This window comes from Rhodococcus sp. IEGM 1307, from assembly GCF_030056915.1.
Lineage (GTDB): Bacteria > Actinomycetota > Actinomycetes > Mycobacteriales > Mycobacteriaceae > Rhodococcus_F > Rhodococcus_F opacus_D.
The window spans coordinates 261,735-273,808 of the sequence record NZ_JASHKW010000003.1; the positions used below are offsets into that span (position 1 = coordinate 261,735).

Below are 12,074 nucleotides of genomic sequence, written 5' to 3' on the forward strand. Positions count from 1 at the left end.
CCCATGGGAGGGCATCGATGACAAGCCAGAACGGCGGCCAGGCACTCGTCGCGGCTCTCGCCGCACACGGAGTCGACACGGTCTTCGGAATTCCGGGCACCCACAACCTCGCCGTCTACGCCGCCTTGGCCGACTCGCCGATCCGCTCCGTCCTGACCCGGCACGAGCAGGGAGCCGGCTACGCCGCCGACGGATATGCCCGCGTGACGGGCAAACCCGGCGTGTGCCTGACCACCACCGGCCCCGCCATCCTCAATGCCGCTGCCGCAGCGGCGCAGGCGTGGTCGGATTCGGTCCCGGTTCTCTTCATCTCACCGGCCCTGCCACTCACCCACCCGGGGAGGGGAAACGGCTACCTCCACGAGGTGAAGAATCAGCAGGCCGCGCTCGAGGCGATCGTGTCCTACAGCCACCGGGTCACCAGTGTCGCCGAGATCCCCCGCGCAATCACCTACGCCTTCGCCGCCATGAGCTCCGGCAGACCGCGACCGGTGCACATCGAGATCCCCGTCGACATCCTCGACGCGGAAGCCGACGTCCGGATCGTGGCACCGGTCCAGTCCGCTCCGCTCGCCGCTCCCCAGCACGCGGTGACCGACGCGGCACAGCGTCTCGCCGCCGCACAGTCTCCCGTGCTGGTCGTGGGCGGCGGGGCCCGCTCGGCGGCGCCGCAGGTCCGCGCCCTCGCCGAACGTCTGTCCGCTCCCGTGGTCACGACGACCAACGGGAAGGGAGTCCTCGACGAGGACCACCCACTGTCGGTGGGAGCCGGCGTTCACCATCCGTCGGTCCGCGCCGTGCTCGAGGCCGCCGACTGCGTTCTCGCGATCGGGACGGAGTTCGCACCCTCCGATTTCTGGTACGGCCCGGTCGAACTGGACCACAAGCTGATTCGCATCGACGTCGACCCGACGTCGATGACCACGAACGCCGATCCCGCCATCCGCCTGCTGGGCGATGCCGGGACCACGGTGTCGCAACTGCTCGACGTCACGAAGATGCGGGAGGATCCCGGCGCCTGCGAGCGGGCCGCGTCGCTCCGACGGGGACTGCGTGCCGATGCCGCCGCCGAGGGCGCTCCGTGGCTGGACATGATGACCGCCATCGCACCGGTCGTCGACGAATCCACGGTGATCGCCGGGGACAGCACGATGGCCTGCTATTACGGTGCGCTGTCGAACCTCACCGTGCACCGCCCCGGCGGATTCCTGTACCCGACGGGACAGGGGACGCTGGGATACGGTCTGCCCGCGGCGATCGGCGCGTCCGTCGCCGACCCGGACGCGCGGGTCCTGGCGATCCTCGGCGACGGCGGGGTGATGTTCACCCTTCCCGAGCTCGCGACCGCGGCGCAGCTTCGATTGCCGCTGCCCATCGTCGTCGTCGACAACGGCGGTTACGGCGAGATCCGCAACGAGATGGCGGACCGCGGCGACACCGTCCACTCGGTAGCCCTCGGCGGCATCGACTTCCCCGCCGTGGCGCGGGCGATGGGATGTCACGGACGAGCCGTCGAGTCCCCCGCGGCGCTGACGGACGCGATCGCGGCGGCGTTCGACGCGGATCGCCCGACCCTCCTGCACATCCGTGAGAACAGCAGGGCAACGCAGCAGGGGTGACGGCTACGCTGGTTCGGCCGAACTCTCGACTACGGTCTCTGTAGACGAGACGTCACATCCTAGGAGTTGAGAGCGCGATGCCACGCCCCAGCGTTGAAGCGGAACGTCGAGAACAGATCCTTCAAGCGACGTGTGAAGCCATCGCCGAGCTCGGCTTCCGCGCCGTCCGGATCGCCGACGTCGCGACACGGGCCGGGGTGAGCAACGGGACGATCCACTACTACTTCGATTCCAAGGATGCGCTGCTGCATGCGGCGTTCCAGTTCAACTTCGAGCACTCGCTGGAACGACGGCGATGGATCATGGAGAAGAGCGACGTCCCGCTCGTGCGGCTCCACCGGCTCGTGGAGTCGTACCTGCCCGCCGGGCCGGAGACGATCACGGCCTGGCGGGTGTGGGTGGAGCTGTGGGCGTCCGCGCTCGGCAACGTCGAACTCCAGGAGCTCAACGACACCGTGTACGGAGAGTGGCGCGGGGTGGTCCGGGAGACCGTCGAGGCCGGTGTCGAGCAGGGCGCTCTGCGGGTGAAGGATCCCGGGGCCGCCACCGACATGCTCCTCGGCCTTCTCGACGGCCTCGCGATCCAGGTGCTCACCGGTTCCACCCTGATGACTCCGACGCGGATGCGGGCGGTGTGCGACGACTTCATCGACGCCATCACCGTCGACAAGCACCGGGTCGCGTCGACCGCCCGCAAACGCACCGCCAAGTAACCGTCAGAGCGCCGATGCGACGGTGAGCCCTTCCAGCACAGCTTCTTCCACGGTGCGCGGCGACAGGCAGTCACCGACGGCATGGATCCGCTCCCGCGGGAACCCGTCGACCTCCAGCAGATCGGTGACCGACGCATGTCCCTGGGCGAGAACGACTGCGCTGACGCCGTCGACCAGCACGGGCCGTTCGGTGAGCGTGTGCTGCAGATAGGCCGTGTCGTCGTCCGCGCCGCGCAAGCGGACGTTGGGAAGGATCTCGACCTTCGCCTCCACCGCCGCGGCCACCATCGCGTTCCGCACGTACTGCTGGAGGTGTTCGCCCGCAGCGTATCCGGTGACCGCGAGCGTGACGCGGTGGCCGAGCCGGGCGAGGTGGTTCGCGACACCCAGCCCGATCCAGTCGCCGCGCCAATCGGCGACGAGGACCCTGCCGGCGGGGAGTGTGCGCCCGCGGATCACGTCCCACGCCTCCACCAGATGAGGCTCGTCGAGGGTCTCGATCTCGGGGCGGAACGGCCTCGCACCGGTCGCGACGATCAGCTCGTCGGGTTGCTCCGACCTGACCAGTCCGGGGTCGACCGTCGTCCCGGTCACGAACCGCACACCCGCCCGGCGTGCCTCCCCCTCCAGGTTGGTGACGGCGCCGCCGAACTCGCTCCTGCCCGGCAGCAGTTCGGCCAGCAGCACCTGGCCTCCCACCCGGGGCGCCGCCTCGTACAGGGTCACCCGGTGCCCACGCTCCGCGGCCACCGCGGCCGCTTTCAGCCCACCCGGTCCGCCGCCGATCACCATGACGCTCTTCGGCCGGCGTGTGATCTGCAGAGTTCCGAAACGCACTTCGCGGCCGGTCTCCGGATGCTGGATGCACGAGATCGCGCACCCTCGCTGGAAATGCCCCATGCACGCCTGATTGCAGCCGATGCACGCGCGAATCGAATCGACCTCGCTGCGTTCGGCTTTCGCGGGCATCGCGGGGTCGCAGATGAGGGCGCGGGTCATCGCACACGCGTCGGCCTGCCCCCGCGCGATCACCGTGTCTCCCTCGTGCGGTTGATTGATCCTTCCCGCCACGATCACCGGAACCCGGACCACCGATTTGACGGCCGCGGCCAGCGGAGCGGTGTAGGCGGCGGACTCGGTCATCGGGGCGGCGATGTGCACCGCGCCCGACAGACTCGACGAACTCCCGGCGCACACACTGACGTAATCGAACAGTCCGTCCGCGTCCAGCGACGCGCACACCGCCTGCGATTCGTCCGGCCGCAGTCCGTCGTTGCCCATCTCGTCGCCGGAAATCCTCATCCCGACCACGAAGTCGCGGCCGACCGCCGCACGGACGGCCGCGAGTGCGGCGCGGAGGAATCGCTGGCGATTCTCCGACGACCCGCCGTACTCGTCCGTGCGGAGGTTGGTGCGGGGGTTGAGGAACTGTGCCGGTAGATAGCCGTGGCTCGCGACGATCTCGACGCCGTCGAGTCCGGCGCGCTGCAGTCTCCGTGCAGCGTCGCCGTACCCCCGCACGACCGCGTCGATCTCGCCCGCCGTCATCGCTCTCGGCATCACGTGGAAGCGTTCGCTCGGCACGGCGGACGGTGCCAGCGCGACGGGAGTGGACCCGTCCTGCGACTCCAGGATCTCCCGGCCGGGATGGAAGATCTGCCCGACGACGACACACTCGTGGCGGTGACAGACGTCGGCGATGCGCCGGTACCCCGGGATGCAGTCGTCGTCCGTCGCCATCAGCACGTGGGACGTGTAGCGGGCGGTCTCGTGAACGCCTGCGACCTGGACCACGATCATGCCGACACCACCGGCGGCGCGGGCTTCGTGGTAGGCGACCAGTTCGTCGGTCACCTTCCCCTGCTGCACGAGAACGGTGTCGTGCCCGGAAGACACGATGCGGTTCGCGAGCGTCACGTTCCCGATGCGAAGCGGGGAGAACAGGTGGGGAAAGAGCTGTGACGTCATATCTTTCACCTTTCGACGCCCGCGGCGACGCGCGGCCGGCGGTCGTAGCCGCCGAGTCCGAGCGGCTGCACGAACGTCTTGGTCAACACGGCGTGGAGCGTGCCGGCGACGAGGAACGCCGGAATCGAGGCGGTGGTGTACGGAAAGAGCGAGGACGGAATGTAGGTGACCGGATTGAGCAGCAGAGCGTACGTCGCCGCGCCCGCAGCCACGGAGGCGAACGCGAAGGCGTTCACACCACCCCAGTACCCGTAGCAGGAGCGCGCACTGGGCAGGTACAGGTCGCGAATCCGCAGGACACCCCGGCGCAGCAGGAAGAAGTCGACTATCTGCACGGCGCACAGCGGCGCCACGAGAATCGCACCCCAGGACAGGAATCGACCGTAGTTGTCGTAGACGGCCGAGGGGAAGAAGACGAGGATCGCAGCGGGTCCGAGGATGAATGCCACCAGCACCGGCCAGGGCGTGCCGCGGAGCAGCTTCCCGCCACCGCCCTTGAGCGCCACCATGGAGGCGTACCCCTGGGAGAGGATGGCGGTGACGTTGGCGAAACCGATGACGATCAGGGCCAGGACGCCCAGCACGACTCCGGCGAGCGGGATCATCCACTCCGTCGGATCTTCGAGGTTCAGCGCCAGCGCCGCGAAGACACCGACGACCGCCGCGGCCACGGACGCGGCGAAGAGTCCGAGCCAGTTCGGCCAGAACGCCGCACGCGGACCCCGGGTGAGCCGCGCCAGGTTTCCGACGTTCGGCCACCACGCGAACCCGCCGGCGATGTTCAGTTCGATCGCGACCATGAAGCTGGTGTGCGGGTCGCTCTCCGGGTCGAGCGGGGGCAGACTGGCCAGTTCGGACCAGGATCGCTTGGTGAACACCATGACGAGAATCCCGACGATGATGAGGACGAGGACGGGTGCGATCACCCGGCACACGGACTCGACCGAGACCGGTCCCCGGGCGAGGACGAGCCAGGACAGGACCACCGCCACCAGCCCCAACAGGCTCACTGCCGCGCCGGTCTGGGAGATCTCGACCCCGAAGACGTTGTCGATGACGTTCACCAGGCCGTGCCCGAACATGATGGCCAGAACGGCCGACCACGCCGCCGCGAAGAGCGTGGACATCACGACCATCACGATTCGGGCGCCGTTGCTGCCGAATACGCTGCGCAGGCCGACGAACTGCTCGATGCCGTACTTCGCCGACGGCAGGCACGGCGCGAGCGAGACGAGGAAGACGCTGATCGCGTAGCCGATGACGATGCTCGCGATCGCCTGTACCGCGCCGACGTAGTACGCGACGGCGGCGCCCTGCAGAAACGCCCAGGTCGCCACGGCCAAGCCGATGTTGACCGCCGAGTAGTCCCAGAAGCCCCAGATCCGCTCCGCCGGCAACAACGGTAGTTCGTTCATCGTGGCGTCCGTGCCGTCGTCGCCGGTCCCGCCTGCACTTCCCAGTTCCGTGGTGGTGCGGTCCTGCCGCTGCCCGTCCAGCATCAGTACGCCCACCAAAGCATGACGGTGATCGTGGCGACGATCCCGGCGATGGCCGCCGCGACGTCCCGCCACGGAAGGTCGGGCAGGATCATCCCGCCTCCGCCGGGGGATTCCAGGAGGAGCAGTCGCCTCTCGAGTTCCTGTTCGAATGCGTCGTCCACGCGATCCCCATTTCTGATTGGCGGGCCAGTTATCAATAGTCTGTGGCACGGGTCACAGCGTGTCAACCCTCGAATCTTCCCGCAGGAAACCAGAATTGAGTATTGACTGGCGAGCCAATCAAGAACAGGATGCTGGTCATGACGAACACGAAGGATCACCCGACTGCCCTACCGGCCCACGTTCGGACCGTCGTGGTCGGCGCGGGGTACGCAGGCCTGTCCGCCGCACTCTCGCTGCACGACGACGGCATCGACACCGTGATTCTCGAGGGTTCCGGCCGAGTCGGCGGGAGGGTGTGCTCCGAACGGCGAAGGGACGGTGTCGTCGTCGACCACGGCGGGCAATGGGTCGGCCCCACCCAGAAACACCTGCTCGCCCTCGCCGAACGCTTCGACCGCCCGACCTTCCCCACGTACAACACGGGCGAGCACATCGAGCTGTGGCCCGACGGTGCACAGCGGCGCTACACCGGCGCCGGTCCCGACGACGGCCCCGGCATGGACGAATACCTGGCTGCCGCCGACCGCATCGACGAACTCGCGAGGACCATCGACCTCGACGACCCCACGGCCACTCCGGACATCGAGAAGTGGGACAGCGAGACCGTCCACTCCTACGTCGAGCGGACCGTCGCGAACGAAGACGCCCGTCGGCGACTCGCGCTCGCCGTCGAGGGGGTGTGGTCGATCGAGCCGCGCGATCTGTCGCTGTTCCATCTGCTGTTCTACGTCGCATCGGCCGGCGGATTCGACCAGCTGATGGAAACCGAGGGCTGCGCGCAGGAGCGCCGATTCCGGGACGGAGCACAGTCGACGGCGCTGGCTGTCGCAGAGCATCTCGGCGACCGGGTCCACGTGAATACGGCGGTGCGTCACGTCGAGCACACCACCGACGGCGTGTGGATCGAGACCACCCGGGGAACGATTCTCGCCGACACCGTCGTCATGGCACTGCCGCCGTCGGCCACCCAGCGAGTCACGTTCACTCCCCCACTGCCGGTCTCGCGCACACGATGGGTCGACCGCAGCCCGATGGGCGACGTAGCCAAGGTGCACGCCATCTTCGACACCCCGTTCTGGCGTGCCGACGGACTGTCCGGCCAGGCCACGATCTACGGCGACCGCGCCGTCGGAGTCGTGTTCGACAACTCCCCCGAAGATGCCGGACACGGTGTGCTCGTGTGCTTTGTCTACGGTGACCGCCAGCGGTCCTGGTCGGCGCTCTCCGACGACGACCGCCGGACCGCGATCATCGACACTCTCGTCGAACTCTTCGGCGACCGCGCCGCGTCACCGGTCGACTACACCGAGAAGATCTGGCCGCAGGACCAGTGGGCGCGAGGCGGATATGCGGCGAGTCCCACCCCCGGAACGTGGTTCGCACACGGGCACGACGGCTGGCGCGCTCCCGCGGACCGCATCCACTGGGCGGGCTCGGAGACCGCGAGCATCTGGAACGGCTACATCGACGGCGCAATCTCCTCCGGCGCGCGTGCTGCCGAGGAGATCCGGAAGCAACTGTCCCACTGAACCAACGGGACGCTCGTTCGATCTGACGCAACGAGCGTCCCGTTCGTGCGGAGGGCGGAGCAGCGGCGGGGAGCCGCGAGGACACTCAGGGGACGAAGAAGTACCCCAGGCCCGGAACGATCGTCGCCGAGGATTCGCCGAGGACGGTCGCCGTCACGTGCCCCGACCCTGTGGGCACGTCGACGACCGGTTCTCTGCCGGGCACTCCGAAACTGCCCGACGGAACGGTCACCGTTCCGGTCGCCCCCGTGCTGAGATTGAGCCACCGCACCGTGGTGGCGGAGGTGTACGTCGTGCAGTTCGCTCCCGGGGTGAACGCCGGGCACATGCTCGTCGCCGACAGCCGCGCGACGCCCGGTCCCGGACTCGCGCCGGTGGAGGCGGCAAGCGACACCGTCGCGAAGGGAAACGGATCACCGATGACCCCGGTGAACGGGATCTGGAACGCCGTCGTGGTCACCGACACCGGATCCGGTACGGCGGCGGCGATGCCGGCGGACGCTGTGGTGAGCGCCACCGCTGCGGCGCAGGTGCCGACGATCGTGCCGAGACTGTGCCTCGTTGCCATGGTCAACCCTTCGTCACGTCGTGGAATCATGTTCCGGCTCTTCGACTGTATCGATCGACCACGTCGCGCGTGCGCACTCCGGGATACCGGCGCGGCGAACCTTATGATGTAGCGAACCGCGACCGACCAGCGAAGGAGCCGCGTATGTGCTCGCCCCGCATCATGACTCACGTCTACGGAACCATCGAGAAGCGCGGCGCCCCGATGAGTCGACGGTCGTTGTTCGGAGCGGTGGGCGCGGCAGCACTGGCGGCAGCGGTCGCACCGGCGACGGCATCGGCTGCCCCGACATCGGAGGCGTCGGTCGTCGATCTCACCCATGTGCTCACTCCCAGCTTTCCCGTGTGGCCCGGCGCCCAGCAGTTCGCGATGCGGACGGTGGCGCGGATCGGCAACGCTCCGATTCTGCTCGGCTCCGTCGCAATCGGCGCTCCCAGTGCGTTCTACAAGAACGAACTCCGCTACGACGAGCACACCGGCACGCACGTCGACGCGCCGGCGCATGCAAGCGTGGACGGCCTCACCGTCGAGCAGATTCCGCCCCGCGACCTGGTGGTTCCCCTCGCCGTCGTGGACATCTCGGTGCGGGCCCGAGCCGACAACGACACGCTGCTCACCCGGCAGGACCTCCTCGACTGGGAGTCCGATCACGGCCCGCTCCCCGACCGTTGCATGGTGGCGATGAACTCGGGATGGGACGGCCGCGCCGCTCAGCCCGCGACGTTCACCAACCAGGACAACACGGGTGTGCAGCACACACCCGGATTCGACCCGGACGCCGTCGAGTTCCTCGTCCGGGAACGCGACATCGTCGCGTTGGGATCGGACACCCTCAGTGTCGACGCGGGCCGTAGCACCACATACGGAGCACATCTCGCGGCGCTCGGCGCCGGGAAGTACGCGGTGGAAGCTCTCGCGAATCTGTCGCAGGTTCCACCGTCCGGCGCAACCGTCATGGTCGGCGCCCCCACCCACGCAGGAGGATCCGGCGGCCCCTGCCGGACCCTCGCGTGGTTCTGACGTGTGAAGGTCAGCCCTGCGGGGTGACCCGGAGAACCTGGTCGGTGGAACCGTTGTCCGTGGTGACGAGCAGCGAACCGTCGGCGGTCGGGGTGACCGACCGGAGGCGACCGTACTGGTTCTGCAGGCCGAACGTCTGCGCCGTCACCGACTGCCCGTCCGCGGCGAGACGCAGGAAGATCAGTTGTTTCGTCTTGAGGCCGCCCATGACGAGTGCGCCGTCCCACGGTCCCCAGCCGGGGCCGGTCACGAAGGCGGCACTTCCGGTTGCGAGGGTCGTGCTGCCCGAACTCCACGCCGCGGCAACGGCTCCCGGGACGCGCGACGGATCCGTCATCGGCACGGATTCGTCGTAGATGCCGGGGATCCGATCGGGCTTGTAGCCGTAGTTCCCTCCCGCGACCAGGAGGTTCACCTCGTCGTCGCGGGTCGTTCCCTGATCCACGGCGTAGATGCGGCCCGTTCCGGGCTGTTGCGCGAGACCCTGCGCGTTCCGGTGCCCCAGGGTGTAGACGGGGCTCGCCGGGTCCGGATTTCCGGCTGCGGGGGTGCCGTCGGTGTTGATGTGGAGAGTCTTGCCGCCCAGTGAGTTCGGATCCTGCGACACGGTCGGCTGCGCCGTGTCGCCGGTGCCGACGAACAGGGTGCCGTCGGCGGCCGTCAGTATCCGGCAACCGCCGTGACGTCCCTCGTTGACAGGGATTCCGGTCAGGATTGCGGCACCGCGGGTCAGGGTCGTCCAGCCGGCGTCGACGGTCCACGACTGGATCCGGATGTCGGTGACGCCACCGCCCTGGAATCCCTGGCACGTGTACAGGGTGCGCGTGTTCGCGAAATTGCTCGCGAGTGCGATACCCATCAACCCGGTCTCGGACTGCGCGTACAGGTCCGAGAGATCGGCGGTGACCGGGCCGGTGCTTCCGTCCGCACGCCGGACGAAGAACCCGCCCGAGCGCTGACCGGTGAGGACCGCGCCGTCCGGGGCCTGCACCGCGTCCCACGGATGGTCGAGCCCGTCGAAAACCGGAGTGACCGTCAGCGCCGGAAGCGTGTCCTCCGTGGGAATTCCCGGGCCGTCGCTACCCGAACCGAGGCTTCCCGTGTCGAATGGGAAGGGCAGCGGCTGAGCGGAGGCCTGTGCGGCGGGGAGGCCGATCACGGACGCGGTGGCGAGAGCGAGGACAGCGAGCTTCGAAGGACGCACAAGTTCTCCTCGGGTCGATTGCGCACTACGCGGTCACTATAAGCGCGATCGTGCCCGAAGTTGATCTTGTCGGTCAGTTCCGCGCGGCGCACACCAGCGCGAAGCGGTCGTCGGGATCGGTCCAGGTGCGGTCGACGTCGAATCCCGCCTCCGCCAACTCCCGTCGGATCCCGTCGAGGGTGAACTTGGCCGAGATCTCCGTCCGCAGCTGCTCACCCGCGGTGAACTCCACGTCCAGATCCAGCTCCTCCACGCGGATCGACATCGCACGCTCGGCCTCGAGCCGCATCTCGATCCATTCGTTGTCGGCGTCCCACAGCGCGACGTGCCGGAACTCGTCCACCGGGAAGTCGGCGTCGAGCTGCGTGTTGAGTACCTGCAGGACGTTGCGGTTGAACTGGGCGGTCACCCCGGCGGCGTCGTCGTATGCGGGGACGAGGACGGCGGGATCGATCACCAGTCCGACACCGAGGAGGAGGTGCTCCCCCGGTTCGAGGACGTCGGCGATTCCGGAGAGGAACTCCGCACGCTCGGCCGGAACCATGTTTCCGAGGGTGCCACCGAGGAACGCGATCGTGCGGCGCCCACCGCGTGGAAGGTGGTGCAGCGACTCGGTGAAGTCGCTGACGACACCGCGCACGGTCAGATTCGGGAACTCCACGCCGATCTGCTCCGCCGCACCCTCGAGCGCGGACACCGACACGTCCTGCGGCACGTACGTATGGAGACTTCCGTGCCGCGTACCGGCGCCCAGCAGGAGCCGTGTCTTCTCCGAAGACCCGGATCCGAGTTCCACGAGAATCTCCGGCGCCGCGACCTCGGCGATCTCCCCCGAATATCGTCTGAGCAGTTCCCGTTCCGTACGCGTCGGGAAGTATTCGGGCAACGCGGTGATCTGCTCGAACAGCTCGCTCCCGCGGGCGTCGTAGAAGTATTTGGGAGGCAGCCATTTCGGGTTCGACGTGAGCCCTACGGTGGCGTCCTTGCGCAGAGCGGCCTTGAGCTGCTCGGGCTGCAGGTACACCTCGAGGGTCGGTGTGGTGGTCATCGTGCTCCCATCTCGAGCGGGGTGACGAGCAAGTGTCCGGGGCGTGCACTGACGAAGTGACGGTCCGGAATCGATTGCCATGCGGGGTTGTCGTCGTAGGGTTCGGACATCACGATGGCCCGCTCGTCGTCGACGAGCGCCGACAGCGAGTGATGCCAGGTGGTGGCCCACAGTTCGCTGCCGTTGCCGAGCAGCAGATTCAATCGCGAGTTCGGGGCAGCGGCGACGACGTCCTGTACGAGCGCACTCATCGCCTTCTCGGGGTCCTGCTCGCCGAGCGCCCGGCGCAGGAGAAGCCACAACGCTGCCGAGTCGGTCGGTGCCTCGAGTTGCAGCAGATCGCTCACGGGGAGTTCCGCGGCGAGCGCGCCGAGCGACTCCGGCCACCCGCGCACCACCCCGTTGTGACTGAAGGCCCAGGTCTCGTCGGAGAACGGTGCACAGGCCGTGTGTTGCACGGGCATCCCGACCGTCGCCGACCGTGCGGCGGCCACCACGGCGCGGGAGCAGATGTTCGGCAACGTCTCTCGCACGACGGGGTCGGACCAGAGCGGCTGGGCACTGCGGTAGCGGGAGAAACCGTCCGATCCCCACCAGCCCACACCGAATCCGTCGGCGTTGACGGTCCCGCCACCTCTCATGTCGCGTGGCGCGTAGGACTGGCGCAGGAGCGAGTTCTCGCCACGACTCAAGAGGTCGCCCACCGACTGCTCCGGTCCCAGATAGCCCAGGTGTCGGCACATC

Annotated in this window: 11 protein-coding genes; 4 read left to right on the plus strand and 7 right to left on the minus strand. The window is 68.3% G+C overall.

Features of this window, described 5'->3' with window-relative positions; all coding sequences use genetic code 11:
* Positions 1–17: 17 nt before the first annotated feature.
* Both QM841_RS07455 and QM841_RS07460 read left to right on the plus strand, forming a co-directional pair.
* Positions 18–1,619 carry a thiamine pyrophosphate-binding protein gene (locus tag QM841_RS07455; protein WP_283331468.1) on the plus strand — a complete coding sequence of 534 codons (1,602 nt, stop codon included), beginning with the start codon at positions 18–20 and terminating at the stop codon, positions 1,617–1,619.
* Between the two features lie 77 nt (positions 1,620–1,696).
* Positions 1,697–2,332: a TetR/AcrR family transcriptional regulator gene (locus tag QM841_RS07460; protein WP_105413268.1), complete on the plus strand. Its 636-nt coding sequence runs from the start codon at positions 1,697–1,699 to the stop codon at positions 2,330–2,332.
* 3 nt (positions 2,333–2,335) lie between these two features.
* Here the strand turns inward: QM841_RS07460 and QM841_RS07465 are convergent, their stop codons facing one another.
* Genes QM841_RS07465 through QM841_RS07475 form a run of 3 tightly spaced genes read right to left on the minus strand, consistent with a single transcriptional unit; the run spans position 2,336 to position 5,960 of the window.
* Positions 2,336–4,300, minus strand: a complete 1,965-nt coding sequence (locus QM841_RS07465) for an oxidoreductase (RefSeq protein ID WP_283331469.1) — start codon at positions 4,298–4,300, stop codon at positions 2,336–2,338.
* Positions 4,301–4,305: 5 nt separating this feature from the next.
* On the minus strand, positions 4,306–5,799 hold the full coding sequence (locus QM841_RS07470) for a cytosine permease (RefSeq protein WP_283331601.1): 1,494 nt from the start codon (positions 5,797–5,799) through the stop codon (positions 4,306–4,308).
* The gene (locus QM841_RS07475; protein WP_283331470.1) at positions 5,799–5,960 is read right to left on the minus strand and encodes a hypothetical protein; all 162 of its coding nucleotides are present in this window, start codon (positions 5,958–5,960) and stop codon (positions 5,799–5,801) included. Before QM841_RS07475 ends, QM841_RS07470 begins: the two co-directional genes overlap by 1 nt.
* Before the next feature lie 129 nt (positions 5,961–6,089).
* On the opposite strand from QM841_RS07475, the gene QM841_RS07480 reads away from it, so the two are divergent.
* Positions 6,090–7,490: a flavin monoamine oxidase family protein gene (locus QM841_RS07480; RefSeq protein ID WP_349307393.1), complete on the plus strand. Its 1,401-nt coding sequence runs from the start codon at positions 6,090–6,092 to the stop codon at positions 7,488–7,490.
* Between the two features lie 85 nt (positions 7,491–7,575).
* Here the strand turns inward: QM841_RS07480 and QM841_RS07485 are convergent, their stop codons facing one another.
* Complete coding sequence (locus QM841_RS07485; protein WP_283331472.1) at positions 7,576–8,058, minus strand: hypothetical protein; 483 nt, start codon at positions 8,056–8,058, stop codon at positions 7,576–7,578.
* Between the two features lie 144 nt (positions 8,059–8,202).
* Here QM841_RS07485 and QM841_RS07490 point away from each other — a divergent pair, with 144 nt between their 5' ends.
* Positions 8,203–9,078: a cyclase family protein gene (locus tag QM841_RS07490; RefSeq protein ID WP_283331473.1), complete on the plus strand. Its 876-nt coding sequence runs from the start codon at positions 8,203–8,205 to the stop codon at positions 9,076–9,078.
* A gap of 10 nt (positions 9,079–9,088) precedes the next feature.
* Here QM841_RS07490 and QM841_RS07495 read toward each other — a convergent pair whose 3' ends face one another.
* From QM841_RS07495 to egtC, 3 genes are all read right to left on the minus strand, one after another.
* Positions 9,089–10,282 (minus strand): PQQ-dependent sugar dehydrogenase, encoded by a 1,194-nt coding sequence (locus QM841_RS07495; protein ID WP_283331474.1) that lies wholly within the window; start codon positions 10,280–10,282, stop codon positions 9,089–9,091.
* 73 nt (positions 10,283–10,355) lie between these two features.
* Complete coding sequence (egtD, locus tag QM841_RS07500) at positions 10,356–11,330, minus strand: L-histidine N(alpha)-methyltransferase (RefSeq protein ID WP_280781403.1); 975 nt, start codon at positions 11,328–11,330, stop codon at positions 10,356–10,358.
* Complete coding sequence (gene egtC / locus QM841_RS07505; protein ID WP_283331475.1) at positions 11,327–12,073, minus strand: ergothioneine biosynthesis protein EgtC; 747 nt, start codon at positions 12,071–12,073, stop codon at positions 11,327–11,329. The genes egtD and egtC overlap by 4 nt, the downstream gene beginning before the upstream one ends.
* Position 12,074 lies beyond the last annotated feature (1 nt).